Below are 26464 nucleotides of genomic sequence, written 5' to 3'. Positions count from 1 at the left end.
GGCGGGACGGCGGGACGGCGGGACGGCGGGACGGCGGGACGGCGGGACGGCGGGACGGCGGGACGGCGGGACGGCGGGACGGCGGGACGGCGGGACGGCGGGATCATGATGCGGACGGCCACGCCCGCCCCGGACCAACTACGCGCCGACGGCATAGGCTTGGCCGGCCACGAGCCCGGGGAGCAGCCATGACCGACTTCAGGACCGCCGATCCCGCCGCCGTGCACGCGACGCTGACCGTCGTCCGCGACTGGCGATGGGCGTGGTCGGCGGACGAGGTCCCCGACCTCATGGCGCGCCTGGGCTGGACCACCGTCGCTTCGGTCCCCGCCGGCCCGATCGTCGCCCGGGCCGCGTGGGACCACGGAAAACCGATGCAGATGATCAACATCTCCCGCGGGCAGGTCCGCGACCTCGACATCCGGCTCTCGGGCGTCAGCCACTGGCCGGCCCTCGAAGAGGACGCCACCCCGGTCAACGACAGCTTCGTCGAGGTGATCGCCGCGGCCGAGACGGTGTTCGGCCCCGCCGAGGAGTCGCATCCGGGCAGGACGCCCTCGCTGGTGTGGCACCGGCCCGACTGCGTCGTGCGGATCACCCGCACCACCCTCGGGGTCACCACCTACTGGGCCGAGCGCAGATACTTCGAAGAGCGGCGCGACCTCGACAGGAGCGCGCTGTGAACGACTGGAACGACTTCCGCAGCCGGTTGCTCCGCGACCTGGCGAACCTCGCCGACGAGGACATCGTGATCCTGCTGCACGGCGACCGCGGTGTGCAGTTCGCGCAGCACCCGCGGATGCTGCTGACCGAGGCGATCATGAGCCCGCGTCAGATCCCCGCGCGGCCGTTGCCGGAACAGCAGCACACGGCGCTGGTCGCGCTCGGCTGGATCCCGCCCGACGTGCCCCACTTCACGAACTGGCACCTGGGGTTGCCCTGGCCCGCCACCACCGCGCAGTACGACGCGACAGCGGCCAGGTCGATGCGGACACTGCGCGACGTCGTCGGCGTGCCGAGCCCGTCGGACCTGAGGATCAAAGCGTGGAGCGACAGGACCCGCGAGCCGTTGCGCCTCTCCCTCGCGCAGTGACCTCCCACGCGACGTGGCGCGCGCACCGGCCGGGGCGTTCATCGGACCAGCGTGAGCGTCCCGTCGGGTGCCGGTTCCACGTGGACGCCCGCGCTGATCCGGTCGAGGATGCCGCACAGCCATCTGCGGTCACGCTCGGGCGCCGCCTCCAGCCGCATCCGCCGGGCTCGCAGCGCCACCATCCGCAGACCGGTCAGGCGCCCGGTGTCCGCCTCCAGCGTGGCGAGGTGGGCGAGGCGGAGGTCGTCGCGGTACTCCTCGTTGCCGGGGATGCCCTCGTAGTCGTCGACGAAGTCGCCGCAGCCGTAGAGGATCAGCCGGTCCCGGTAGACCTCCAGCGGGCGGGGGTGGTGGGAGGAGTGGCCGTGGACGAGGTCGACACCGCCGTCCACCAGGGCGTGCGCGAAGCGGACCTGGTCGCGGGGGACGAGATAGCCCCAGTTCGAGCCCCAGTGCACGGAGACGACCACGAGGTCGCCCGCCCGCCTCACCTGCCGGACGCGCCGGACGACGGCTTCCGCCGCGCCGGGTGAGGGACCCGGGGCGTAGGCGACGCCGGGCTGCGCGTCCCCGGTCGCGGCCCAGCCGGGCGGAATGCCGCTGGAGCGGGTACCGAGGGCGAACACCAGGACGCGGCCGCCCGCGCGCAGCGGTACGACGGCGGGGGCCCGCGCGCCGTCGGCGTCGCGACCGGCGCCCGCCGTCCGCAGGCCCGCGCCGGCCAGGGCGTCCAAGGTCTCCCGCAGACCGGGCCGTCCGAAGTCCATGACGTGGTTGTTGGCGAGCACGCAGACGTCCGGGCGGGCGACCGTGAGGGCGGGCAGGTTGGCCGGGTGCATCCGGTAGTGCACCTGTTTCCCGGGCGCGAAGGTGCCGCCGCTCGTCACGGCCGTCTCCAGGTTCACGATCCGGACGTCCGGCGCGGCCTCGTGCAGCACCGGCAGCGCCTCGCCCCACGGCCACGCCGGGCCGACCGGCACCGGGATCGGCCCGCTGACCGCCTCGGCCAGCGCCACGTAGTCGCGGGCGTCCGTGACGTACCCCTCCCGCAACCCGGGATCGCCGGGGTGCGCGAGGATCTGGTCGACGCCACGCCCGAGCATCACGTCACCGCACAGGAACAGCGTCACGGCACCGCCGCCCATGTCTCCAGCGTAGGCGTCCCCGGTCGGACGGGGCAGAAGGGTTCCGGCGGGGTGCCGGGGCGGTCCGGACAGGGGCATGTGCCACGGCGCCGGACTGCCTGCGCCGCCCTCCGTGCCCGGCTAGGTTGTGCCGCATGAGCAACCTTGACCGCGCGCCCGTGCCCAGCGTGTGCGGCGGACGCGGATTCGTCGTCGCCGAACCCGTACGCGAGTTGCTGAGTCCTCGGCGCGTACGGCTCGGTGGGTCGACGGAGGTGCGCCGGCTCTTGCCGAACCTCGGTCGGCGCATGATCGGCGCGTGGGCCTTCGTCGACCATTACGGCCCCGACGACATCGCCGACGAGCCGGGCATGCAGGTGCCCCCGCATCCGCACATGGGACTCCAGACGGTCAGCTGGCTGCACGAGGGCGAGGTGCTGCACCGGGACTCGACCGGCAGCCTGCAGACGATCAGGCCGAAGGAGCTCGGGCTCATGACCTCGGGCCGGGCGATCAGCCATTCCGAACAGAGCCCGCGGTCCCACGCCCGGTTCCTGCACGGCGCCCAGCTCTGGGTCGCGCTGCCGGACGCCCACCGCCACACCGACCCGCGGTTCGAGCACCACGCCGAGCTGCCCGCCGTCACCGCGCCGGGTCTGACGGCGACGGTCCTCCTCGGTGACATCGACGGCGCGAGGTCGCCCGGCACGACGTACACCCCCCTGGTGGGCGCCGATCTCGCCCTCGCCCGCGACGTGGACGTCCGTCTGCCGCTCGTGCCGGACTTCGAGTACGGGGTGCTGTCCATGTCCGGCGAGGCGCATGTCGACGGGGTGCCGGTGCTGCCGGGATCGATGCTGTACCTCGGCTGCGGCCGCAGCGAACTGCCGCTGCGCGCCGGGTCGGACGCGGCCGTGATGCTTCTCGGCGGCGAGCCGTTCGCGGAGGAGCTCGTCATGTGGTGGAACTTCGTCGGCCGGTCCCACGAGGAGATCGTGCGGGCTCGCGAGGACTGGACGAAGGGGTCGCGGTTCGGCGACGTGAAGGGCTACGACGGCGACCCGCTCCCCGCGCCCGAGCTGCCGCAGATGCCGTTGAAGCCCCGCGGAAGGATGCGCTGAAGCATCGGCCACAGCCCTCTCCGGCAAGCGGTTGGCCAGGGCATGTACGGAAGTCCGGCTGGCGTGTCGGAGCGTGTCCCGCGCGGCGAGGCGGCGGTGGACACGGGCCCGCGCCGGGGGATGCGGCGCTGTCACAGAACGGGCCCTCGCCCGGTCAAGTACACAAATCAGACAAATGGCCTTCCCCTTTCCCATCGCGCACTCATTCGCCGGCTACTTCGAGGGCAGCAGCTCCATGACCATCACCAGCCCGCAGCACGTGACGTTCAGTAATCACATGAACGCGTCTGACGTCTGGGAAACGGCATTCGCCTTCCTCGACGAAGAGGGAACCGTGATCGCCTGGACGCAGGCCGCCGAGCAGCTCGTGGGGTACTCCGCCGGCGAGGTGGTGGGCCGGTCCGCGGCGATCCTCCTGCCGGCCCTTGGTCACGCGCGGACGATGTCGGCCTTCGTCGAGCGGTGCCGCGAACGTAACGGCTGGTCAGGTGCCTGGGAGGTGTGCCACCAGGACGGCCGGATGGTCGACGTCAGTCTGCGGCTCTCGCCGCTGCACGGTCAGGACGGGACCGGGCGGTGGCTCGCGACCGTGACCGACATCGGCGTGCCGTCAGGGGACGTGGCGAGCGGGTCGGTGCGGGGGGCCCTTCTCACCCGCGCGCCGGTCGGCATCGTCATTCGTGATCCGGAGTTGCGCGGCACCTGGGCGAACGACGTGATCGAGATCCACGACGGCGTCTCCCGCGAGCGGCGGCTCGGATGCCGGCCCAGCGACGCCTGGCCCGGCGGCGAGGCCCTGTCGATGGAGACCGTGATGCGCCAGGTGCACCAGAGCGGTAGGTCCAAGGTCCACGAGTACCGGATCTGCCTGCCGACCAGCCGGGGCCGGGAGCACCCGCTCGCGGTGACGTTCTCTTCCCTCCAGGGCGCCGACGGCCGGGCGCTGGGCGTGTGCACCGTCAGCGTCGATGTCACGGACAGCCGGCAGGTGCGTGAGCGCCTCGCCGTTCTCGGGGAGACCGGCAGGCGCCTGGGCAGCACCCTGGACGTGATGCAGACGGGTCAGGAACTGGCCGAGCTCGCCGTGCCCCTGTTCGCGGACTTCGTCACGGTGGACCTGGAGCAGTCGGGAGACCCGGTCCGTATCGGCTCGGCGGGCCGGCGCCTGCCCGTTCTGCGGCGTGCCGGTCTGGCATCGATCCGCCCAGGGACGCCGGAAGCCCTCTGGCGGCGCGGCTCGGCGGTCCCCATGCCGCCTGACTCCCCCTTCTTCGAGGTTCTGCGCACCGGACGTTCCTACCTGGAGCCGTCATTCGGCATCGCTTCGGGCACATGGATCGCCGAGGACTCGGAACGGGCGTGCAGGGTCCGCGAGTACGGCATGCACTCCGTGATGGTCGTCCCCATCCGCGTAGGGCGCGTCCTGCTGGGCGTGGCGCTGTTCGTCCGCACCGACAACCCGATGCCGTTCCAGGAGGACGACAGGCTCCTGGCCGAGGCACTCGTCTGCCGCGCCGCGGTGTCGCTGGACAACGCACGCCAGTTCACACGCGAACACAACGCGGCCCTGACACTCCAGCGCAGCCTGCTCCCCCGGCGGCTCAGGGGAGGCCTGGCGGTCGAGGCTGCCTCGCGCTATCTGCCGGCCGACCTCGACCGCGGCGTCGGAGGCGACTGGTTCGACGTGATCCCGCTGGTCGGCGCCCGGGTGGCCTTCGTCATCGGCGACGTGGTCGGGCACGGCATCAACGCCGCCGTGAAGATGGGAAAGGTCCGTGCGGCGGTCCACACGCTCGCCGACCTGGAGCTGGCCCCCGACGAACTGCTGACGCAATTGGACGGCACGGTCCAGCGTCTGGCGGAAGGGGACAGCGACGATCCGGACGACAGCACGGCGGCGGTGGGCGCCACGTGTCTGTACGCCATCTACGACCCGGCCACCCGCAAGTGCACCATGGCGACGGCCGGCCATCTCCCGCCCGCGATCATCGACCCGCAGGGCCAGGTCACCTTCCCCGACCTGCCCACCGGAGCCCCCCTCGGCCTCGGGATGGGAGTCCCTTTCGAGTCCGTCGAGGTGGAACTGCCCGAAGGAAGTCTCATCGCCCTCTACACCGACGGACTCGTCGAGACCCGCGACGCCGACATAGAGGAGGGAATGCACCGCCTGGGCACGACCCTCGCCGAACCGCATCACTCCCTGGAAGACCTCTGCACCCGTGCCGTGGAGCCGGCCCAGGGTCTCGAGAAGTGCGACGACGCCACCCTGCTCCTGGTCCGCACCCGCGCGCTCAGCCCGGACCACGTCGCCTCCTGGACGCTGCGGCACGACGGCACCGCTGTCGCCCGCGCCCGGGATCTGACGGCGGGACAGCTGGCCGAGTGGGGCCTGGGAGGGCCCGAGGACGACTCCACGGAACTGATCGTCGGCGAACTGGTCGGCAACGCCGTACGCCACAGCACCGGCCCGATCGGTCTGCGTCTGATCCGGCACCGGGTCCTGACCGTCGAAGTGACGGACAACGACGTCGCCTTCCCGCATGCGCGGAGCGCGGCCACCCTCGAGGGGAGAGGCCGCGGCCCCTCCCCGGTCTCCCGGTTGTGCCGCCGGTGGGGCACCCGCCGGACACCGGAGGGCAAGGTCGTCTGGGCCGAAGCGGAAAGCACGGCGGCCTGAGTAGCTGTTGTCCTTCCGAGCGTGGGGGGTGTGTTCACTGGAACGACGGCCTCGCCCCGACCGTGCCGGCGCCGGACAATCAACGTCGATGACACCGGCACTCGGCTCCGTGTCCCGGCCGGCCGCCTGGCGGACCCGGTCGCGCGGCCGGTCGTGGAACTCGGCGAGCAGACCGGTGTCACGCCGGCGGCGGAAGAAAGCGTAGACGCGGTCCCAGGCGGGGAAGTCCGCAGGCATCGCCCGCCAGACGATCCCGCCCGCGACGAGGTAGCGCACCGCGTCGAGCATCTCCCGGTGGCAGAACCCCTCCGGCCGCCCGCCGCGGCCCTCCTGCCAGCCCGGGCGCCTGTACGGACGGTCCGCGGCGTTCCCGGACCGGGGAGCGAGACAGTCACCCTCCAGAGGCGCCGAGTCGGACTCCATCGGCACCGGCACGGAGAACCGCAGCACCAGGGGCCTCCTGCTGCTCTCTATGGATGCGACACCCACGAGCTGTGCAGGAGGCCCCCTCCCATGCGCGGCCGACCCGAAGATCACCCGACCGAGCCGACACCCTCGAACTCACGCCCACCACGGGCGATACAGCAGCGGCTACTTTGATGATCGGGCTACCGGCAAGGGCTCAGCAGACGTCGACTATGTCGATCATGTTGTCCCAGGGGGTGTTCGAGAGGCTGTCCTCCGTGTGGTACGCCGTGCTGCCGAACTTGTAGACCTTACGGCCCTCCCAGTTGTAGAACCGAGCCACCGTGCCGGTGGTCTGATTGTTCTTGTACGAGGTGAGGGTGTCGTTCCTGAAGCTGCTGTAGTGGCTCAGGTCGTAGTCCTGACACTTGAAAAACGCCAGCTTGCTGTCGGTCCAGTTGGGACCGGTCCACAGGCAGAGGTACTCGTAGGTGCAGCTGGTGTTGGCCACGCCGGGCACGGACACCGTGATGATCGCGCTGCCGTCCTTCGCCCGGATCTCGTTGTACGCCACCTGTTCCGCCGGCACCTTGATGTCCGCCAGCTGGGCGTCCACCCGGTCCTGCACCTGGGCTGCCTGCCGGCTCGAAAGGCCCACCGCTTTCGCCTGCGCCGCGTACTTCGACTCGGCCGACTGCGTGGTCCGGTCCGTGGCGGCCGCGGCCGCGGCCGCGCTGCCGGCTCCGACTGCCAGTGCCATGACACACAGCACGGCTGAGACGGGCTTCGTGATCCGGGATCGGAACTTCATGGGGTTTCCTCCGTCGGTTGGTTTCGCTTCATGAGCAGCTCCGGTCGCCGGCGGACAGCTTCCGGCGACTGATGCGGCCGGGCCCTGACTCCCCTGGGCTGTCCGGCGAGACAGCAGGGTTCGCAAGACCGCGTGGGGCGCGGCCAGGTGCATGCAGTCAGGGCCGGATCTGTTGTTCCGCCGCGGAGCCGTAGGCATGACCGTCTCCCCAGCGGCAGCCCCATCCCTCGGTACCGCTCACCAACCGATCTCAGCGGCCGGCCTATTGGTTGGCAGGGCTGTTCCGGCGGCCAATCAATGGCCGGGTGCGACGTTTCGGGCCGGGTCGGGGGGCGCAGAGGTGAGGTGTCCGGTGTGGATGGGTGGCGAGGGGACGGGTATGGCGGGACGTCGTGAGGTGCCGGTGGATCCGGGGGCGGGTCCGGTGCAGCGGTTCGCGTTCGAGTTGCGCAAGCTGCGGACGGAGGGGGGCGGGATGACGTATCGGGCGATGGCCGAGCGGGCCGGCTACTCGGGCACGACCCTGTCGCAGGCGGCGGCGGGCGGGCAGCTGCCCACGCTGGCGGTGACCTTGGCCTACGTGTCGGCATGCGGGGGCGATGCGGTCGAGTGGGAAGCCCGGTGGAAACAGGCCGTGGACGACGCCGCCGCGGTCGGCGCGGAAGAGGAGGGGGGCGGTGAGGGTGCGGATGCGCCCTATCGGGGGCTGGCCCGGTTCGAGCCGGGCGACAGCGGACTTTTCTTCGGCCGGGACCGGCTCACTGCCGACCTGTTGGATCTGCTGCGGCGCCGGCGGTTCGCCGCGGTGTTCGGCCCGTCCGGCGGCGGCAAGTCCTCCCTGCTGCGTGCGGGCCTGGTCCCCGCCCTCCAGCACTCCCGGGAGCCCGGCTTGCGGCCGGCCGTGATCCAGATCCTGACGCCCGGCGACCACCCCGCACGCGCCCACGCGTCTCTCCTCGAGGCGAGCAGACCCGGTGACGACGGCACGGATACGTTGGTGATCGTCGACCAGTTCGAGGAGGTCTACACCCTCTGCCAGGATCCGGCGGAACGTACCCGCTTCATCGACCTCCTGCTCGCCGCCCTCCGACCGGCAAGCCGATTGAAGGTGCTGATCGCGGTCCGTGCCGACTTCTACGGCCGCTGCGCCGAACACCACGCCCTGGCCGGCGCACTGCGCGACGCCAACCTGCTGGTCACTGCGATGACCCGGGACGAACTGCGCGACGCCATCGTCAAACCGGCCGCAGCCACCGGACTGACCCTGGAACGCGCCCTGACCGCCCGCATCATCGAGGACGTCGCCGATGAGTCCGGCGGCCTGCCTCTGATGTCGCACGCGCTGCTGGAGACCTGGCGAAGACGCAGGGGCAGAGCACTCACCGAGGCCGCCTACGATGCCGTCGGCGGGGTGAGCGGTGCCATCGCCCGAACCGCAGAGCGTCTCTACACTCAGCTTTCTCCTGAACAGGCCGCTGTCGCCCGCGATCTGCTGCTGCGGCTCATCACCCCCGGTGAAGGAGCCCAGGACACCCGTCGCCCGGCTCTCCGCACCGAACTGGCCGCAAGTAGCCGCGGGGATGCCGCGCTGGTTCTGGAACGACTGGCCCGCGCCCGCCTGGTCACCCTCGATGGCGACACCGTCGACCTCGCCCACGAAGCCCTGATCACCGCATGGCCGCGACTGCGTATGTGGATCGAGACCGGCCGCGAACAAGTGCGCGCACACCGGCGTCTGACCAATACGGCCGGGGAGTGGGCGGAGCACGGCAGGGACGACGGGGTGCTCTACCGCGGAGTACGGCTGGCCGAGTGGGACGACCGGGACACCGGCCGGCTCAATGATCTCGAACGCGAGTTCCTGGCGGCGAGCCGCGACCGCGCACAGGCCGACCGGGCGGCGGTGAGGCGCCGTGTGCGGCTGACCGTGAGCGGGCTCATGGCGGCGGTGGTCGCACTGGCCGTCCTCGCGGGCGTCGCGTTCGTACAGGCCCGGCGCGCTGAGGCCGGGCAGGCGCTCGCGTTCTCGAGGCAACTCGTGGCGAGCGCGCGTGGCCAGGCCGAGCTCGACCCTGAGCTGGGCCTATTGCTGGCTACCAGTGCCTACCGGACCAGTGCGACCGACGAGACCGAGGCGGCACTGCGCCAAGCTGTGTTCGAGTCACGGATGAGGGCTGTGCTCGCCAGCCACGACGGGCAGGTTCTCGGGGTCTCGTTCAGTCCGGACGGCCGGTACCTCGCCACCAGCGGCGGCGACGGCGCGATACGGGTGTGGCGGTACGGCACGACGCTGCGAGACCCAGTGGTGCTGCGCGGCCGCGACGGCGAGGTGTGGACGCCGGTGTTCAGCCCGGACGGCACCCGGATCACGGCAGCCGGGGAAGACGGCACGGTCTCGGTATGGAAGTGGGCGAGCGGCGCCGAGCCGGTGATCCTGCGAGGGCACACGGCACAGGTGTGGAGCGCCACGTTCAGCCCGGACGGCCGCAGCGTCGCCGGCGCCGGTGACGATGGCACCTTACGGATCTGGAACGTCACAGGGAGAGGCGAACCGGTCGTGCTGCGCGGCCACGAGGGGCGGGCGCTCGGCGTCTCGTTCAGCCCCGACGGAGGCCGCCTCGCCAGCAGCGGCGGAGACGGAACGGTACGGGTCTGGGACGTCAGGAGTCGGCGGACGACCGTGGTGCTGCGCGGGCACAGCAATTCCGTGGAGGCGGTCGCCTTCAGCCCCGACGGACAGCGCATAGCCACCGCGAGCACCGACGGGACCGCGCGCCTGTGGGACCCCGACGCCCCCGCCGAGTCGGTCGTGCTCGGCAGCCACGACGGCACGGCAGAGGGCATCGGCTTCAGCCGGGACGGCGCCCGGGTCGCCAGCACGGGCAACGACGGCACCGTACGGATCTGGAACGTGCATCACCGCGCCGCACCGCTGATCCTGCGCGGGCATCGCGGCACCGTGACCGCGGTCGCGTTCGCCGCCGACGGACGGCGCCTGGTGAGCGTCAGCGAGGACGGCACCGTACGGATCTGGGAGGCGGCCCCGACGGGCAGCGACAGCGTCCTGACCGGTCACGACGGGCCGGTGTGGGCGACGGTGCCCAGCCGGGACGGCCATCGGCTCGCCAGCGCCGGCGCCGACGGGACCGTGCGCGTCTGGCGGACCGGGAGCACCGCCCCGCCGACCGTGCTGCGCGGGCACGACGGCGAGGTCCTCGGGGTGGCATTCAGCCCGGACGGCCGCCGGGTGGCCGGAACCGGCGACGACGGGACCACACGGGTCTGGCCGGTGGACAACGCGACGAAACCCGTCGTACTGCGCGGCCACGACGGGCCGGTGTGGACCGCGGAGTTCAGCCCCGACGGACGCCGGCTGGTCACCGGCGGCAGCGACGGCACCGTACGGATCTGGCACACCGCTCCGGGCGCGCAACCCTTGGTGGTCGACACCGGCCAGGACAAAGTGCGCTACGTCGCCTATAGCCCCGACGGGCGACGCGTGGCCGCGGCCGGCCTGGACGGCACCATCCACGTCCTGGACCCCGCCACCGGCAAGGATCTGAAGGTCCTCCGTGGTCACAAAGGCCTGGTATGGACGGTGGCGTTCAGCCCCGACGGACGGCACCTCGTCAGCGGCGGCAACGATGGATCGGCCAGGCTGTGGGATCTCACCAAGCCCGGCCGACCGCGGGTACTGAACGGACATCAGGGAGTTGTGTGGAGTGTGTCGTTCGGTTCCGACGGCCGTCGGGTGGTGACCAGCGGCAACGACGCGACCACCCGGATCTGGAGCACCACTGACAAAAGCCCGCCCGTGGTCCTGCACGGATTCGGTGCCTCTGTCGAGAGCACGAACGCCCTGCCCGGCAATCGGTTCGTCAGCTCGCACGACGACGGCACCGTACGCGTCTGGACATGCCTGCCCTGCGCACCGATCGACGAGGTGCTGCGGCTTTCCCGGGACGGCATCACCCGTGAACTGACCCAGGAGGAACGGGCCAGTCACCTCAACGAGTCAGCCGGATGAGTCGGCTCTGGCGGGCTGTGGCCGACGGCGAGTGAGCCGTGCACCTCGGATTCCTCGCCCGCTGCCGGCCCCTCGACGGCGGTCACGGCGGTCCTGTGGTCCGGCCCAGCGCAAGGACCGCCGCGAATACGAGAACCCGGTCAAACGCTCGCGCCGATCGGACATGATCGTTCTCGGCGCCGATGGCTGTTCCGCAGTCCCGAGGCCGGAGGGGGCATGAGGGAGAAGCTGGTCCGAGGGAGCGCGGGCGTACAGCAAAGAGGCCGGCTCCCCGCTGTGCGGGTACCGGCCCTTGCTGTGGGTCTTACGCGACAACGTGGACACACGATCGCCCTGGTGCCGGGTGGAGCCCGTAGCCACTTGATCCCGCGACAGAGAAACCGAGTTGGACCCCACGGGCTCCGGCACGCAAGACCAAGACAACAGGGCCTCCTGTTGCTCGGCTGGATTCGACACCCACGAGCTGCAGAGGAGGCCCTGCCCTCATGCACCCACAGCCCGAGATCACCCGATCAGGACTCCCGTTCGATCAGCGACGCCTGAATTCGGTATGGCAACTGCGTTTGAAGGCGAAGTGACGTCCCGGCTCGGGCTCCGGGAACCCCCGGAATGCGCCCCCGTCACGGCCGAGAGACACTGGCAGAGCGGCCGTCGGCCGCCTTCCACAAGCATCTCCACCGGTGGCGGAACTCGACCTCGGGGATTCCGGAGCCAGTCCCGTCCTCCAGCCCTTGGACGGATCCCGGAGCGTCGGATCCCGATTCCACGAAGGTGAAAGAGATGGATCTGAAGTTCGAAGTCGTCGTGCTGCCGGTCTCCGACGTCGACCGTTCGAAAGACTTCTACGAGTCGCTGGGATTCCGGACGGACGTGGACAACGCGTTCAGCGACGAGTACCGCTTGGTGCACGTCACGCCGCCCGGTTCGCAGTGCTCGATCATCTTCGGCACGGGGACCGTCTCCACCGCCCCGGGCTCCGCTCAGGGCCTGTACCTCATCGTCTCGGACGTCGAAGAGGCCCGCGCGGAACTCGTCGGTCGCGGCATCGAGGTGAGTGAGGTGTTCCACGACGCCGGAGGACTTCTCCATCACGGCCACGAGGCCGGGGAGGCCGTGCACGACGGCGCGGGGCAGGAGCGCCTCTCCGGACCCCATCCCGACCGCACCTCCTATGCCTCCTACGCCACCTTCAGCGACCCGGACGGCAACGGATGGGTGCTCCAGGAGATCACCGAACGCCAGCCCGGTCGGTGACCACACCCTGCGGCAGAGCCAGAAAGGGCGGTCGCCATGCATTGCTACGACTGCGCCGCTGACGCACTCCGACCGGTTCAGTCCTCCGCCGTGGCAGTCTGCGCCCGGTGCGGGGCCGGGATGTGCAGTGGGCATCTCATTGTCAGCAGGGTCCCGATTCCCGGCGCCTCCGCCCAGGTTCCCGAAGCCAGGCGACTGACGTGCGATATCTGCTTCGAAGCGGAGCGCGCGGCCGCGGCCCTCGTCTGAAAGCGCGTCAGAAGCGCGGCCCTGTCCGCCCGTACGGCGTACGGGCCGCCCGCACACCGTACGGGATCGGGATTCAGTTCCCGCCGGCCTCGTCACCGGCGGGTGGATCGGCGAAGACGCCCCTCGTCATTCCGGTGGCCTGCCCCACCTCGATGAGATAGCCGTCGGGGTCGCGCACGTAGCAGCGGATCTCGGCCTTGCGGTCGATCGGTGGCGTCAGGAACTCGGCGCCCTTCGCGCTCCATTCGCGGTGGACGGCCTCGATGTCGGCCACACGGATGTTCAGGAAGCTCGTGGCCGTCGTCCGGTCGGTCGGCGGGTGCAGGGTGACGTCGGGCTTGTCGGGTGTCGGCCCACCGCCGGGGTTCATGATGATCCAGCCGTTCCCGAGTTTGACGATGCACGGATTCTCCGCGAGCACGACCTCGCCGCCGAGGACGTCGCTGTAGAACGCACGCGCCCGCGGCACGTCCGCCACGGTGATGAAATGCGTGAGAAGGAGCCCTGACTCGGGGACCGGCAGACCTTCGACGTGCATGGAGTTGCCCTCCGGTTCGCTGACGTTCCGAGGGGACTCACGTCCCTCCGGCGTTCCTTTTCAGGCTTTGTCCCATTTTGACACTCATGATCCCGGCCCGCAGTCCCCCGCGCGTCCCGGTCAGGTCCCCGGCGTGCCTGACAGGAGCAGCCGGTGAAGGCGCCTATAGAGGTGGACATGAACGAACTGCTCACCCGAGCTGTCGAAGCCCATGGCGGAGCCACACGCTGGAATCAACTCACCGAGGCGCGGGCCACCCTCGTCAGCGGTGGCGATCTGTTCACCGCCAAGGGCCTGCCGCAGGATCCCGCCGCACGCGAGATGACCGTCCGGCTGCACGAGGAGTACGCGTCGGTGCGGCCGTTCGGCGCCCCCGACCAGAGGAGCGACTTCACGCCCGGCCGGGTGGCCGTCGAGAAGCTCGACGGACGCCTGGTGGCGGAACGCCAGGATCCTCGCTCGTCCTTCGCCGGTCACACCCTGGAGACCCCCTGGGACCCGCTGGACCGCGCCTACTTCAACGGCTACGCGCTGTGGACCTACCTCACGACCCCCTTCCTGCTGACCCTGCCCGGTTTCCGCGTCAGCGGGATCGAGCCGTGGCAGGAGGGAGGCGAGACCTGGCAGGGACTGCGCGCGACCTTCCCGCCCGGGATCGCCTCCCACAGCACCGAGCAGGACTTCTACTTCGGCGCCGACGGGCTCCTGCGCCGTCACGACTACCACGTCGACATCGCGGGGGGATTCGCCGCGGCGCAGTACGTCCACGACTACATGGAGGCCGACGGCATCCTGCTGCCGGCCAAGCGCCGGGCCCATCGACGCGCCCCCGACGGCCGCCCGGTCCCGGACCGGCTCATGGTCTGGATCGACCTCAGCGACGTCCGCTTCGTCTGAGAGAGGGCGCTTTTCACCGCATGTGAGCGGCTTCACCTTCGACCGAGAAGAACATGAGGGGGCCCTCAGGTACGCTGGGCCGAGAAAGAACGTGAGGACCCCCTCCGGTTGAGGGAGGGTACAGGGAGATGACCATGAAGAACCTCATCAAGCGACTGCCCGTCGCCGCTGCTTCCTTGGCGCTCGTGGGAGGCGCCGTCCTCGGAGCCGGGGGCACCGCCTCGGCCGCACCCATGGAGAGCGCCGGGCACGACCGGGGCGCGTACCAGGAGCGGGACGACGGACACGGGGTACAGGGCGCCCGGTACTCGGACGACCACGGCCGTGACGCCCAGGGGACCTGGCGCCACGACGACGACCGCCGTGACGACGCCTGGGACCGGTACCACAACGTGCAGTACCGCTGGGACGGTCACCGCCTCCACCAGCTGGTGGACGGCCGCTGGTTCGACGTGACGCCGTCCCGGCACGGCCAGGTGGACCGCTGGTACGTCGACCAGGTGCTCGCGTTCGAGCGCTGAGGGCCGCGACGTCCGGCGACACGGTACGGAGACGCAGCCGACACGGGTGCGGCTCCGTACCGTGTCGGCTGCGTTCCGCCCGCCATCGGGGGGCACATCGGAAGAGACCATGGAATCCATCAGAACCGCAGAGATCGACCTTCCCGTGCAGTCGGTGCGGTCCTTCACCGAATCCGTTCCGCTCCGGATGCGACTCCGGTACGCGAGCGACGACCCGTACGCCCTCCGGGCCACCTTCGCCGATGCCGAGGGCGGCGCGTCGGTGGAGTGGGTCCTCAGCCGTGACGTGATCGCCGAGGGCCTGGCACACCACGCCGGCCAGGGCGACGTCCGGGTATGGCCGGCGGCCGTCGGCCCCGGTCGCGACGTGGTCTACATCGCGCTCAACTCCCCCGCGGGCTCCGCCCTGCTCGAGGCGCCCCTGCGGGACCTGCGGTCCTTCGTGGACAGGACGCGCGCGATGGTGCCGCCGGGCACCGAGTCCGAACAGTTCGACCTCGACACCGAGTTGGCGCACCTCCTGGCAGGCAGGTGAGCGTCCAGCCACTCCGGTGGCACCGTATCCCCCGCCGTCGGCGGGGGATCTTTTCTCGGTGCTCCTCTCAGCATTCCTCCGTCACGCAGCACTCGAGTGCGGCGATGGTCTGACGGACCTGCTCGGGGCTCAGCGGCGGCTCCGGCAACTCGTGGGCGCACTCGGCGCGGAAGGCGTCGAGCATCAGGGCGAGGTGCCGCCGCCAGGCGAGGGGGGCGACCGTACTGGTGGCCTGGATGATGCCCTCCAGGGACCATGCGACGAAGGCGATGTCCTCCGGGGTGACGTCGGCACGCACGACCCCCCGCTCCTGGGCCCGGTGGAGAATCCCGATCCCCAGCTCCCTGACTCGCTCGTTGAGCTGTCCGCTGCGGGTGCTCACCGGCAGCCGGGCCGCGGCCATGGCGTTGAACGCCCGGTCGCACGCCTGCAGTTCGCAGAAGCGTTCCAGGAAGGAACGGAAGCCCTCCCAGGGGTCCTCCATGGCGGCCGCCTCCTCGGCGGTGTCCAGGAGGAGGGTGAACTTCTCGGCGAAGAGTTCCTCGACCAGGGCGAGCCGGGTCGGGAAGTGCCGGTAGAGCGTTCCGATCGCGACGCCGGCCTGGCGGGCGATGCCCTCCAGGGACGCTTCCAGCCCCTGCTCCGCGAACGCCACCCGCGCCGCCGCCACGATCGCGTCGCGGTTGCGCTGGGCGTCACGTCGGAGCGGCTTGGCCTGAGCCTCTTGCGCGCGGGACACAGTTCGCTCGGTCATATGCCCAGTTTAACATGAGGCACCCCTCCACATCAGGGTCGCCTCCGGATCGTCTCCGGTGACCGCCCACGTCAGGGCCGCTGCCCGGGGCGCAGGACGCCCTCGGGGTCGAAGCGACTCCACAGGCCGGCCACCCGGGCACCGGTCGCCCCGGGGTAGAAGCGGGCGAACGTCGTCCCGTCGGGTGCGCTCTCGAAGTTGACGTAGGCACCGTCGATGTAAGGGGCGAGCGGCGCCCAGCCGCCGCGCAGGGCACTCGCCGCGTCGGGCGGGAAGCCCGCGCCGATGACGAGGACGTTCTGATGCCGGTGCGCGAAGGCGGTGGCGGAGGGATCGGGATCGTGGGTCGCGCCGCCGAGCGACCGCATCTGCACCAGGACCGGGTCGCGGCCCCCGGACGCCTTCACCAGAGCGCGCGCGGCGCCGGCGGACATCCCGGCGAGCAGTCCGTTGGTGGCCCTGGCCGGCATCTGCCCGGTGTTCTCGTGGAGGTGGAGGGGTGACACCAGGTCGGGGTAGGGGACGATGCGGGCCTGCTGCCCCAGCACCTCGCCGACCCGCAGGAGAGGTTCGAGCGCTTCCCGGACGACAGGCGGGCTGTCCGAGGCCACGACGGCCGTGACGACGGCTGCGGTGGAGCCGTCGGGCTGCGAGGCCAGCCTGACCTCCGTCGACAGCTCGCGCGGCGCCCCCGCCATGACGTCCGCCCAGCGCCGCAGCGTCTCCCCGGCGGGATCCACCGCCAGGACCAGCTGCGCGTGGCCGACGTCGCGAAGCTCCATGGCCTCGATCTCGAAGGCGACGGCGACACCGGCGCCCACACCGGCTCCGCGCATGACCCACAGCAGGTCGGGCTCGTTCTCGGCGTCGGCGCGGACGATCGTCCCGTCGGCCAGGACGACCTCGACGGCGCGCACGCGGTCGACGGTGAGCCCGTACTTCCGTACCAGCCAGCCGACCCCTCCGCCGGTCGCGATGTCTCCCAGCGGCTCAAGCAACTGGAGGCCGAGGGCCTCGTCGAGCGCACCGTGATCCCGTCGACGCCGGTGCAGATCCACTACCGGCTGACTCCGCAGGGCAGGGAGCTGGTGGACGCCCTGATGCCGCTCGCGCGGTGGAGCGTGCGCCGTTCCGGCGCCCGGGACTCGGGCCGGCTCCCGGTGACGTAGACCGCGGCCCGCGCGGCGGACGGACGGGGAGGACCGCGGCCGAGGAAGCCTCCGTCACCGGGGCGCGACGTCCGCGGCGCGGTACAGCCCCCGGCCGACCCGGTGCGCCCGGGAGGTGGCGACAAGGCGGTCGAGCGTGCTGCGAACGGCGTTGATGCTGCCCGCGGTCCCGTCCCGGCCCAGCGCTTCGGCGACATCCCGGGCCCGCAGGACGGCACCGGCGTCACCGGCGAGCACGGCGATCACCTGCTCCGTGAAGCCGCGGCCTTCCAGATCGGGCGCTGACTGACCGCCCTTCGCCGCGCGTTCGTCCGCCGGCCGCGCGCCGTCGCCGGGCGCACCCCCGGGCGCACCCCCCGGCGCACCCTCCGCGGACGTCCTGTCGGGCGGAGCCGTCGCGACTGACGGGAGCGCGCGCAGTGCGGCCAGGGCTCCACGGATGGATTCGATGTGGCTGGAGACGACCGCCAGTTCGGCCTGAACAGACCTCAGTTGTACGTCCAGGACTTCCTGCTGCTCCTCCAGCTGGGCCAGCTCCGACCTGAGCAACGCCGTCGCCGTCTCGATGCTGTTCGCCGCCGGGCCTGGCGCCGCCATGTGTGCTCCCTGCTCCCGAGTCTCTCCCCGCGACGAGCATAAGGCCGCCCTGCCGGACGCCGCCGGGGCGTCCGGCAAGGCATGCGCCCCGTGCGCCGGACGCACACGTGGTCAGCGCGTGGGGCGCTGCCGAGCACGATCCGCTCGGTCGCCGGTCGCCGGTCGCCGGTCGCCGGTCGCCGGTCCGAGAGGAACACCGACAGGACCGGTGCCGGAACACACCGTGTCATCCCGTGGAACACCAACTCCGTTGGACGGGCCACGCGTCGGCGAGGCACACTGTCGAGTGTGATCAAGGCCCTCTCGCCTCGATCGGGCCGGCACCAGCCCCAGTTTCCTGAGAGCGGCGAAGACCTTCCATGCCATCACACGCACCGCACCGTGCCGCACCGACCGTCGCCGTCCTGGCCGGCGACCCCCTCACCCGGCAAGGTGTGATCGCCTACCTCCGCTGCCGCCCCCAGGTCGAGGTCCTGGAGCGCGACGACAGCGCGCGGGCGGACATGCTGGTCGTCCTCGACACCGACGTCACGTCCGCCACCCTCGCCGGGATCCGCGGGGAGGCGCAGAGGTCGTCCAACGCGCGGATGCGGATCGTCCTGGTCGCCAACAGCATCACGGAGCGTCAGCTCAAGGAGGTGATCGGCCATCGGCTGGTGGGCTTCCTGCCCCGGCGGCAGACGGGGATGCGGGAGATCCTCGCGGCCGTCCTCGACGGCTGGGCGGGCAGCGCCCGTCTTCCGGCGGCGCTCGTACGCAGCCTGATCGACGATCTGAGGGTCCTGCAAGGAGCGGGGGCCTCGCCGGTCGGTTTCACCGAGCGTGAGATCGACATCGTGCGGCTTCTGGCCGAGGGGTGGACGACCGAGGAGATCGCCGAGAAGCTCGGCTACTCCGAGCGCACCATCAAGAACGCGCTCCATTCCCTGAACGTCCGGCTCGGCCTCCGCAACCGTGCCCACGCCGTGGGCCACGGCGCCCGGCTCGGCATCCTGTGACGGCGGTTCGCGGCATCGGTGGCTGACCGTTGGGGAAGTGTGGTCTTCCCGATCGTCCCCACTCCCCGTCCGTGTGCGGTGTGTTCGGCTCCCTGCCCGTACGGTGGAGTGCGAGCGGGCCCGGCTGTTCCCCCGTATGGTCGGGCCCGCGCCCACGTCCGCCCCTCGGGAGCCGACCGGACGCCGGTGCGGCGGCAGTGTGACACCGTGGTGTGTCCCACGGTCCACCCACACCGACGATGTGCGTCGTCGGGCGGCGCGGCCAACGCCGCGGGGCGCCGTCGCCGGACGCGGCCCGCCTTCCTTCGGGTTCGTACGCGACACTGACCTGAGGGCCCCCTCAAGATCCTGTCGGCCTCGTCACACACCGACGTCCCGACACCGGCCCCCGAGCCTGTGCACATCCTTCCCTGGCTGGTCACCGACGCGTGGCAGACGATTGACCTGCACCACACACAGCTACTCGTGACGGAGATCCTCATGACTGTCTGGTTCATCACCGGCGCGTCCCGCGGGTGCGGCCTCGAACTCGCACGCCAGGCACTGGAGCGGGGCGACCGGGTCGTCGCCACCGCCCGGCGGCCGGAGGGGGTGGTGGACGCGCTGGCCGGCCACGGAGACCGGCTGCTCGCGGTCGCTCTCGACGTCACGGACGAAGCGCGGGCGGCCTCGGCCGTGCAGTCCGCCACGGACGCCTTCGGCGGGATCGACGTGCTGGTCAACAACGCGGGCCGCGGCGTGCTCGGCGCCGTGGAGGAGACGTCCGACGAGGCCGCTCGCGCCGTGTACGACACGAACGTCTTCGGCCTGCTCAACGTGACCCGGGCGGTGCTCCCCGTGATGCGGCGCCAGGGGCGCGGCCATGTCATCAACCTCAGCTCCATCGGCGGGTTCGACGGTGTGGCGGGCTTCGGTGTCTACTGCTCCACGAAGTTCGCCGTCGAGGGGCTGTCCGAGGCCCTGCACCAGGAGGTCTCTCCGCTCGGCCTCAAGGTGACCGTCGTCGAGCCCGGGTACTTCCGCACCGATTTCCTGGACGGCACCAGCCTGCACGTCGAGGAGCGGGTCATCACCGACTACGCGGCCACGGCCGGCGCCGTGCGCGGAGCCGTGCCGGGTCTCAACCATGCCCAGCCGGGCGACCCGGTGAAGGGCGCGGCGGCGATTCTCACGATCGTCGACGCCGACGAGCCGCCGCTGCGCGCGCAGCTCGGCAGCGACTGCGCGGAGGCGATGGACCGGAAGGTCGCGCGACTGTCCCAGGAGTCGCGCGCGTGGCGGCACGTGGCGCTGTCGACGGACCACGACGACGTAGCGGTGCAGGGCTGATCCGACCGCGGTGGGACACGCGGGCGGCGCGCGCGGTCGAGCGCGCGGTGGAAGTGATCGATGAGGAGTGTCACATGACCCAGCTGGGCGATTATCTACGGGCGTGCCGGGCGCGGATCCACACCGAGGACGTCGGTCTTCCGGCCGTCGGCCGCCGCCGGGTACCGGGCCTGCGCCGGGAGGAACTGGCTTCACTCGCCGGCATCAGCGTGGACTACATCGTGCGTCTCGAACAGGGCCGGGTGAAGTCCGCTTCCCCGACGATCCTCCTGTCGTTGGCCGAAGCCCTGCACCTGCGGGCGGACGAGAAGGAATACCTGCTGCGTGTCGCCGCGGAGGACGCCACCGTCCCCGAGAGGTTCCGGCCGGCCGCCCCGCGCCGACAGCAGGTCTCCCCGGCCACCCGCGTGCTGCTGGAGAGCATGGTCAACGTCCCCGCGCTGGTCCTCGGGCGCCGCATGGACATTCTGGCCTGGAACGAGCTCGGAGCGGCGTTGTTCACCGACTTCGCCGAGCTTCCGCAACGCCGGCGCAACCACATCTGGCTGACGTTCCTGCACCCGCAGGTCCGCGGCATGTACGAGAACTGGGGGAAGGTCGCCCAGGAGTGCGTGGCGTATCTGCGCATGGACGCGGCGCGGTACCCGGACGACCCCGAGCTCGCCCAGCTCGTCGGGGAGTTGTCCCTGAAGGACGACGACTTCGGCTCCTGGTGGTCCGGCCACCGTGTACGGGCCCAGCGGCAGGGACGCAAGAAGTTCCGGCACCGGATCGCGGGCGAACTCGACCTGGACTTCCAGGTGCTGGACGTCAGGGGCGGGACCGACCAGTCGCTCCTGGTGTACACCGCCGAGCCCGGATCCGGCTCGGCCGAGGCTTTGACGTTCCTGGCCAACTGGGTCACCACCCGGAACCCCGCCGCGCCGGCCAGACCCCCGCAGCACCGGGAGGTCTGACCGCCCGGGCGCGGGGCCGGGACGAAGTGTGCCGTGTCGTGGTGACGAAGCCGTCGGAGCGCCGGCCGGGACACACTGATGTGGCCACGAGACGGCAGGCGGTGTGACGCTCCCGGCCCCGGCGCGATCGCGTCCGTCCGCCCGCCCGCCCGCCCGCCGCCGCGCGTCCGGCACCCGGACGAAGATCACGACACGTAACCTCGTGCGCATGGTTGAGCATCGAACGGCCGACGTGAACGGGGTCCGGCTGCACATCGCCGAGGAAGGCGAAGGCCCCCTGGTGGTGCTCCTGCACGGCTTCCCCGAGTCCTGGCACTCCTGGCACCACCAGTTCGCTCCCCTCGCCGCCGCCGGTTACCGCGTGGTCGCCCCCGACCAGCGTGGCTACGGCCGCAGCGACCGTCCCGAGGACGTCGAGGCGTACAGCATCCTGCATCTGGTCGGCGACGTCGTCGGCCTGATCAGGGAACTGGGCGAGGAGAAGGCCTACGTCGTCGGCCACGACTGGGGCGCGCCGGTCGCCTGGCACACCGCCCTGCTGCGGCCGGACATGGTGCTCGGGGTTGCCGGACTGAGCGTGCCCCCTCCGTTCCGGGGCCCGGAACCTCCGCTGGTCACCATGGACCGGCGGTTCAACGGCCGTTTCTACTGGAACTACTTCAACCGCCCCGGTGTCGCCGACGCCGAGTTCGCCGCGGACACCCGCACCGCCTTGCGGAAGTTCATCCACTCGGCGTCCGGTGAGGCTCCCGGCGCGGTCGAGCAGCCGCTCGTCGACCCCGAGCTGGGCTGGCTCGCGACCATGCAGGACCCCGGGACACTGCCCGAGTGGTTCAGCGAGGACGATCTCGACGCGCTCACGGAGAGCTTCTCCGGCGGCTTCACCGGAGCGCTCAACTGGTACCGCAACCTGGACCGCAACTGGGAACTGACGGCCCCCTGGGACGGCGCCGTCGTCACCCCTCCCGCCCTGTACATCTACGGCGACCGCGATCCCGTCCCCGCCTTCCCCGGTACGCCCGAACTCATCGAGCGGCTCCCCGCCCTGATGCCCGGCCTGCGGCGTCCGCCCCTGGTGCTGCCGGGCTGCGGCCACTGGACGCAGCAGGAACGCCCCGCCGAGGTGAACGCCGCGCTCATCGAGTTCCTCGGCTCCCTGGCCTGAGGGCGCGCCGGCCCGAGCCCGCCGGTGGGCCCGCGGCGCGTCTTCGCGCCGCTCTGCCCGCCAAACGGGTGCCGACACGCGTACCACCTGGGTCCGAGGCCCGCCGGACGAGTATTGCTGGCTCATGAGTTTCGATCTCCTGAGCGCGCGCGAAGGGCGGCGGCCGTCCTGGGTCGCCGTGCCGCTGGCACTGATCGCGGCCATCACCCTGGTGGATGTCCTGACACCGCGGGAGGTCCGGCTCAGCCCGCTCCTCGTCGTGGCGCCGGCGATCACCGCGTCCTTCGCCGGCGTCCGGCTCACCGCGGTCGTCGCGGCACTGGCCGTGGCCGCGGAGGTCGCCGTCGACATGACCCAGGGGCCGCCCGGTCTCAACCAGGGCGTGGCCACCCTCTCGCTGGCGGCCGTCTCCACCCTCGTGGTCTTCTTCGCCTACCTGCGGGACCAGTACGCACGGCACTACCGCCACGCGCGCTCGGTGGCACTGACCGCGCAGAAGGCGGTGCTCCGTCCTCTGCCGGAACGCGTCGGCCCGCTGCACATCGCCTCCGTCTACCTCGCGGCCGAGGCCGAGGCGGTGATCGGCGGCGATCTGTACGCCGCCGCCCGCAGGCCGCACAGCACCCGGTTCGTGATCGGCGACGTCCGCGGCAAGGGCCTGGACGCCGTCGGTGAGGCCGCCCTGGTCCTGGGGGCGTTCCACGCCACGGCCCACCGCGAGCCCGACCTGCCGACGCTCGTCGCGGCCCTGGACGGCGCGCTCGCGGCGACACCCGGGCCCCTGGACCGGGCGGCCGGGGAGGACTTCGTGACGGCACTGCTGCTCGACGTGCCCGACGACACGGGGCCGGTCAGCTGTCTGTCCTGCGGTCATCCCGCGCCGCTCGTCATCCGGGACGGCCTGCCCGTGGAACCGGCGCTGCCCGACCCGGCCCCGCCGCTCGGCCTCGGCCTGGCGACCGCGCACGCACGCACCGGGACCTTCCCCCTCGGGCCCGACGACATCGTGCTGCTGTGCACCGACGGAGTCCTGGAGGCCCGGGACCGCGCCGGCGCGTTCTACCCCCTCCCCGACCGCATCCGCGCCTGGCCCGGCGGCGACCCGCAGTCGCTCGTCTCCTTCCTCCGCGGCGACCTGCTCCGCTACACCGGCGGCGGGAACCTCGGCGACGACGCCGCGCTCCTCGCGTTCCGGCGACGCGGTCTCCCGGACCCCGCCGCCGGCCGGCAGGGCTGACCTGCGGCATGCCTCCGCGGCAGTGGTGGAATGTTCGACGGGTCGTTCCCGTTGTGCGTGCCGAAGGAGGTCACGAGTGGAGACGACGTACTACGACCACGGAACGGCGGCCGAGCGCTGGGAGCGCGCGCGGATGTTCTTCGACGCCAAGGAGTACACGGCGGCGGCGCGCGTCCTGGACGGACTGGTCGAGGAGGTGCCGGAGCAGACGGGACCGCGGCTGCTGCTGGCCCGCGCCTACTACCACTCGGCCCAACTGCGCCGCGCGGAAGACCAGTTGCGCATCATCGTGGAGCGCGACCCGGTGGAGCACTACGCCCGGCTGATGCTGGGCCGTACGCTCGAACGCCAGGGGCGGCAGGCGGAGGCGCAGCCGCATCTGCGGATCGCCTCCGCGCTCGCGGGCGACTTCGACGAGCGCGGCTGACTTCGACGAACGCGGCTGACGTCGACGGGCCTCCGTCGCGTCGACGAGGGCCCGTGACGTCGACGACCGCGGCCGGCCGGCGCGACTCACCCTGAGGGCCGTTCGGGCCCGGCCTCCCCCATGGGAGGCCGGGCCCGCGCTCATGCGGCGGCCGTCTCGTCGGCGGCGCCTCCCCCGGTGCCGTCCGTCCGCCGCCCCCGTCGGTGCGCGATCCCGCCCAGGATGACGTCCACCGCGAGGAACGCGGCCAGTGGTATGCCCAGCAGCGGCAGGAAGTAGCCCACGACGGCGACCACGGCCAGCAGCGGGACCAGGATCTGCGGCGGCACCTGCGCCCAGGCGCCGCGCGGGATCGGCCGCCCGAAGGCGGACCTGCGGCCGCGCTGCCACCACATGCGGTAACCGAGCACGATCAGCACGATCAGCGACAGGGCGAGCAGCATCAGGGCGATCTGGTTCACCAGCCCGAACAGCACACCGGTGTGCAGGTCGATGCCCCACCGCGTCAGCTTCGCGAGCAGCGGATAGTCGGCGAACCGCAGCACGTCGGCGACCTCGCCGGTGGCCGGGTCGACGGCGACCGAGTCCTGCTTTCCGGGCAAGCCCTTCCCCACCTGCTTCACCACGTACGCGGAGGACGCGTCGGCCGGCGGCACGATCTCGACGGGATCGCCCAGCCCTTCCGCGCGGGCGGAGGCCAGCACCTTGTCGAGGCCGACACCGTGCTCACCGGAACCCCCGGATCCCGCGGCGGCGCCGTGCCCCCCGTGGTCACCGCCCGCCGACGTCGACACGGACGGCGTCGAATGGCCGAGGGAGGTGCGCAGTTCGTCGATGTTCGCGCCGGCGTACGTCGACCAGGTGAGGCCGGTCGCGGACAGGAAGAAGAAGCCGATCCCGGCCCAGACGCCGATCGTGCCGTGCAGGCCGAGGACGCGGCGCCGGCCGGTCGTGCCGCGCACCTTGCGCAGGGCGCGGCGACGGGAGAACCACAGCACCAGGCCACCGCCCGCGATCACCCACAGCCAGCTCGCGGCGAGTTCGCTGTAGAGGCGCCCGCTGTCACCGAGGTGCAGGTCGCGGTGGAACTCGTCGATCCAGGTGCGCAGCGGCAGCGCCCCGGTGGAGCCGTACTGCTCCAGGGCACCCCGCACCTCCCCGGTGTACGGATCGACGAACACGGCGAGTGTGCGGCCCTCGTCGACGCCGGGCACCCCGGAGAGCATGACGCGGGTGGTGGCGTCCTTCTCCGGCGCGGGCCGCACGGCCGAAACAGTTCCCTGGGGGTGTGCCTCGCGGGCGGCGGCCACCTGCGCGGATATGGGGAGTTCGGTGCGGCCGACCTCGGAGACGGTCATCTCGTCGGCGTACAGGATCTTCTCCGCCTGGAACGAACCGGCGTACAGGAAACCGGTGGTGGCCGCGATCAGCAGGAACGGGGCGACGAGGAGCCCGGCGTAGAAGTGCAGGCGCAGCACGAGCGGGCGCAACGGCGCCCACAGGCTCTGTTTCGGCGGCGGTGAGGCGGGCTGCGGGTCCGCGTCGGTGCTGGTCGGGGGAGCGGTGGTCATGAGGTCTCCGGGGAGCTGGGGACGATTTTCGGCCGTAGCGGTGCAGTAGTCGGGGTCGGAGCACAGAGAGTTCCCGGAGATTCGAGTGGCCTGCGTCACACGACAGAGAGTCATGACATCCTGGCCCGATGTCTGCACCCCGTGACCGTATGCCGCTCGCCGAACAGGTCGAGCAACTCCTCGCCACGGACGGCCCGTTGCCGATCGTCGCGGCCGGCGACCCCGTGCTGCGCCGGCCCGCGGAGCCGTTCGAGGGCCAGCTGGGGCCCGCGCTGCTCACCCGGTTCGTCGACGCCCTGCGCGTCACCATGCACGCCGCCCCGGGCGTCGGTGTGGCGGCACCGCAGGTCGGCGTACCGCTGCGGATCGCGGTGGTCGAGGACCCGGCGCCGGTGCCCGAGGAGGTGCGGCTGGCGCGAGGGCGGGTGCCGCTGCCGTTCCGGGTTCTGGTGAATCCGTCGTACGAGCCGGTGGGCGAGGCGCGCGCCGGGTTCTTCGAGGGGTGTCTGAGCCTCTCCGGCTGGCAGGCGGTGGTGACCCGGCCCACCCGGGTGCGGCTGACCTGCTCGGACGAGGAAGGACGTGCGGTGGACGAGGTGTTCACCGGGTGGCCCGCCCGTATCGTGCAGCACGAGACGGACCACCTGGACGGCGTGCTCTACGTCGACCGCGCCGAGCTGCGCTCCCTGTCCGCGAACGCGGCGGTGTCGCAGCGCTGGGCGCAGCCGACGCCGCGGGAGGCGGCACGGGAACTGGGCTTCGCGCTCCCGGAGCACCTTCCGGAGTAGCTCACGGCACAACTCCCGGAGCGACTCCCGGAACGGCTCCCGGACCGACTCCCGGGGTCGCTCGGGGAGTTGTCGCTCTCTGAGCCGCTCTCTGAGCGAGGAGTCCCACCGGTCGTCGCGCCGGGTCTAGTGCCGCGTCAGTCAAGGTTTGCCCGTGAGGAGCGGCGTCGTGGGGGCCCCTCCCGCTCGAGCGAAGCCGAGAGTGGGGGAGCGTGCTCTCG

Annotated in this window: 26 protein-coding genes and 1 pseudogene; 19 read left to right on the top strand and 8 right to left on the bottom strand. The window is 71.6% G+C overall.

All coding sequences use genetic code 11. The features are described 5' to 3' along the window. The 3 genes from ACWCPM_RS31350 to ACWCPM_RS31340 all read left to right on the top strand — a co-directional run. Positions 1-192: hypothetical protein (locus ACWCPM_RS31350; RefSeq protein WP_450979644.1), on the top strand; the 192-nt coding region annotated here is incomplete at its 5' end. Next, the gene (locus ACWCPM_RS31345; RefSeq protein WP_450979643.1) at positions 189-683 is read left to right on the top strand and encodes a DUF6301 family protein; all 495 of its coding nucleotides are present in this window, start codon (positions 189-191) and stop codon (positions 681-683) included. The genes ACWCPM_RS31350 and ACWCPM_RS31345, both read left to right, overlap by 4 nt. Beyond that, positions 680-1093: a TY-Chap domain-containing protein gene (locus ACWCPM_RS31340; protein ID WP_450979642.1), complete on the top strand. Its 414-nt coding sequence runs from the start codon at positions 680-682 to the stop codon at positions 1091-1093. Before ACWCPM_RS31345 ends, ACWCPM_RS31340 begins: the two co-directional genes overlap by 4 nt. Positions 1094-1131: 38 nt before the next feature. On the opposite strand, the gene ACWCPM_RS31335 is transcribed toward ACWCPM_RS31340, so the two are convergent. Continuing rightward, complete coding sequence (locus ACWCPM_RS31335) at positions 1132-2238, bottom strand: CapA family protein (protein WP_450979641.1); 1107 nt, start codon at positions 2236-2238, stop codon at positions 1132-1134. 134 nt (positions 2239-2372) lie between these two features. Here ACWCPM_RS31335 and ACWCPM_RS31330 point away from each other — a divergent pair, with 134 nt between their 5' ends. Together ACWCPM_RS31330 and ACWCPM_RS31325 are read left to right on the top strand one after the other, a co-directional pair. Beyond that, on the top strand, positions 2373-3338 hold the full coding sequence (locus tag ACWCPM_RS31330; RefSeq protein WP_450979640.1) for a pirin family protein: 966 nt from the start codon (positions 2373-2375) through the stop codon (positions 3336-3338). A gap of 175 nt (positions 3339-3513) precedes the next feature. Continuing rightward, positions 3514-6015 carry a SpoIIE family protein phosphatase gene (locus ACWCPM_RS31325; RefSeq protein ID WP_450979639.1) on the top strand — a complete coding sequence of 834 codons (2502 nt, stop codon included), beginning with the start codon at positions 3514-3516 and terminating at the stop codon, positions 6013-6015. Between the two features lie 165 nt (positions 6016-6180). Here ACWCPM_RS31325 and ACWCPM_RS31320 read toward each other — a convergent pair. Beyond that, positions 6181-6438: pseudogene (locus ACWCPM_RS31320) on the bottom strand (transposase); the annotation flags it as partial. Positions 6439-6637: 199 nt separating this feature from the next. Then, a complete protein-coding gene (locus ACWCPM_RS31315) occupies positions 6638-7231 on the bottom strand; it encodes a peptidase inhibitor family I36 protein (RefSeq protein WP_450979638.1) in 594 nt (197 codons plus the stop codon). 379 nt (positions 7232-7610) lie between these two features. Here ACWCPM_RS31315 and ACWCPM_RS31310 point away from each other — a divergent pair, with 379 nt between their 5' ends. The 3 genes from ACWCPM_RS31310 to ACWCPM_RS31300 all read left to right on the top strand — a co-directional run bounded on the left by ACWCPM_RS31310 (position 7611) and on the right by ACWCPM_RS31300 (position 12761). Next, positions 7611-11258, top strand: coding sequence for an nSTAND1 domain-containing NTPase (locus ACWCPM_RS31310; RefSeq protein WP_450979637.1), 3648 nt, complete (start codon positions 7611-7613; stop codon positions 11256-11258). Positions 11259-12038: 780 nt separating this feature from the next. Beyond that, positions 12039-12512 carry a VOC family protein gene (locus ACWCPM_RS31305; RefSeq protein WP_450979636.1) on the top strand — a complete coding sequence of 158 codons (474 nt, stop codon included), beginning with the start codon at positions 12039-12041 and terminating at the stop codon, positions 12510-12512. Positions 12513-12548: 36 nt separating this feature from the next. Then, positions 12549-12761, top strand: coding sequence for a DUF2180 family protein (locus ACWCPM_RS31300; protein WP_450979635.1), 213 nt, complete (start codon positions 12549-12551; stop codon positions 12759-12761). 73 nt (positions 12762-12834) lie between these two features. Here the strand turns inward: ACWCPM_RS31300 and ACWCPM_RS31295 are convergent, their stop codons facing one another. Then, a complete protein-coding gene (locus ACWCPM_RS31295) occupies positions 12835-13299 on the bottom strand; it encodes a VOC family protein (RefSeq protein ID WP_450979634.1) in 465 nt (154 codons plus the stop codon). Positions 13300-13452: 153 nt separating this feature from the next. Between ACWCPM_RS31295 and ACWCPM_RS31290 the strand changes: the two genes are divergently transcribed. The 3 genes from ACWCPM_RS31290 to ACWCPM_RS31280 all read left to right on the top strand — a co-directional run bounded on the left by ACWCPM_RS31290 (position 13453) and on the right by ACWCPM_RS31280 (position 15252). Continuing rightward, complete coding sequence (locus ACWCPM_RS31290) at positions 13453-14196, top strand: hypothetical protein (RefSeq protein ID WP_450979633.1); 744 nt, start codon at positions 13453-13455, stop codon at positions 14194-14196. 134 nt (positions 14197-14330) lie between these two features. Beyond that, positions 14331-14717: a hypothetical protein gene (locus ACWCPM_RS31285; protein WP_450979632.1), complete on the top strand. Its 387-nt coding sequence runs from the start codon at positions 14331-14333 to the stop codon at positions 14715-14717. Positions 14718-14826: 109 nt separating this feature from the next. After that, on the top strand, positions 14827-15252 hold the full coding sequence (locus ACWCPM_RS31280; protein WP_450979631.1) for an SsgA family sporulation/cell division regulator: 426 nt from the start codon (positions 14827-14829) through the stop codon (positions 15250-15252). 67 nt (positions 15253-15319) lie between these two features. Here the strand turns inward: ACWCPM_RS31280 and ACWCPM_RS31275 are convergent, their stop codons facing one another. Together ACWCPM_RS31275 and ACWCPM_RS31270 are read right to left on the bottom strand one after the other, a co-directional pair. Further along, the gene (locus tag ACWCPM_RS31275) at positions 15320-16006 is read right to left on the bottom strand and encodes a TetR/AcrR family transcriptional regulator (RefSeq protein WP_450979630.1); all 687 of its coding nucleotides are present in this window, start codon (positions 16004-16006) and stop codon (positions 15320-15322) included. Between the two features lie 71 nt (positions 16007-16077). Then, positions 16078-17064: an FAD-binding protein gene (locus tag ACWCPM_RS31270; RefSeq protein ID WP_450979629.1), complete on the bottom strand. Its 987-nt coding sequence runs from the start codon at positions 17062-17064 to the stop codon at positions 16078-16080. On the opposite strand from ACWCPM_RS31270, the gene ACWCPM_RS31265 reads away from it, so the two are divergent. Beyond that, on the top strand, positions 17035-17175 hold the full coding sequence (locus tag ACWCPM_RS31265) for a winged helix-turn-helix transcriptional regulator (RefSeq protein WP_450979628.1): 141 nt from the start codon (positions 17035-17037) through the stop codon (positions 17173-17175). The two genes, ACWCPM_RS31270 and ACWCPM_RS31265, sit on opposite strands and share 30 nt — an antisense overlap. A 54-nt stretch (positions 17176-17229) precedes the next feature. On the opposite strand, the gene ACWCPM_RS31260 is transcribed toward ACWCPM_RS31265, so the two are convergent. Then, entirely contained in the window at positions 17230-17772 is a 543-nt protein-coding gene (locus ACWCPM_RS31260; RefSeq protein ID WP_450979627.1) for a hypothetical protein, read from the bottom strand. A gap of 359 nt (positions 17773-18131) precedes the next feature. Here ACWCPM_RS31260 and ACWCPM_RS31255 point away from each other — a divergent pair, with 359 nt between their 5' ends. The 6 genes from ACWCPM_RS31255 (at position 18132) to ACWCPM_RS31230 (ending at position 23884) form a co-directional block, all read left to right on the top strand. After that, on the top strand, positions 18132-18770 hold the full coding sequence (locus ACWCPM_RS31255; protein ID WP_450979626.1) for a helix-turn-helix transcriptional regulator: 639 nt from the start codon (positions 18132-18134) through the stop codon (positions 18768-18770). A gap of 480 nt (positions 18771-19250) precedes the next feature. Further along, complete coding sequence (locus tag ACWCPM_RS31250; RefSeq protein ID WP_450979625.1) at positions 19251-20099, top strand: oxidoreductase; 849 nt, start codon at positions 19251-19253, stop codon at positions 20097-20099. A 74-nt stretch (positions 20100-20173) separates the two neighbouring features. After that, a complete protein-coding gene (locus tag ACWCPM_RS31245; RefSeq protein WP_450979624.1) occupies positions 20174-21055 on the top strand; it encodes a helix-turn-helix domain-containing protein in 882 nt (293 codons plus the stop codon). 208 nt (positions 21056-21263) lie between these two features. Further along, a complete protein-coding gene (locus tag ACWCPM_RS31240) occupies positions 21264-22220 on the top strand; it encodes an alpha/beta fold hydrolase (protein WP_450979623.1) in 957 nt (318 codons plus the stop codon). A 124-nt stretch (positions 22221-22344) separates the two neighbouring features. Beyond that, positions 22345-23457, top strand: coding sequence for a PP2C family protein-serine/threonine phosphatase (locus ACWCPM_RS31235; protein ID WP_450979622.1), 1113 nt, complete (start codon positions 22345-22347; stop codon positions 23455-23457). 76 nt (positions 23458-23533) lie between these two features. Then, on the top strand, positions 23534-23884 hold the full coding sequence (locus tag ACWCPM_RS31230; RefSeq protein ID WP_450979621.1) for a tetratricopeptide repeat protein: 351 nt from the start codon (positions 23534-23536) through the stop codon (positions 23882-23884). 140 nt (positions 23885-24024) lie between these two features. On the opposite strand, the gene ACWCPM_RS31225 is transcribed toward ACWCPM_RS31230, so the two are convergent. Beyond that, positions 24025-25455, bottom strand: coding sequence for a PepSY-associated TM helix domain-containing protein (locus ACWCPM_RS31225; protein WP_450979620.1), 1431 nt, complete (start codon positions 25453-25455; stop codon positions 24025-24027). Positions 25456-25583: 128 nt separating this feature from the next. Between ACWCPM_RS31225 and ACWCPM_RS31220 the strand changes: the two genes are divergently transcribed. Further along, on the top strand, positions 25584-26243 hold the full coding sequence (locus ACWCPM_RS31220; protein WP_450979619.1) for a peptide deformylase: 660 nt from the start codon (positions 25584-25586) through the stop codon (positions 26241-26243). Positions 26244-26464: the final 221 nt, after the last annotated feature.

The organism is Streptomyces sp. NPDC002309 (assembly GCF_053593375.1).
The sequence above is the reverse complement of the archived record's forward strand: the minus strand, read 5'-3'. Positions and strand labels throughout refer to the sequence as shown.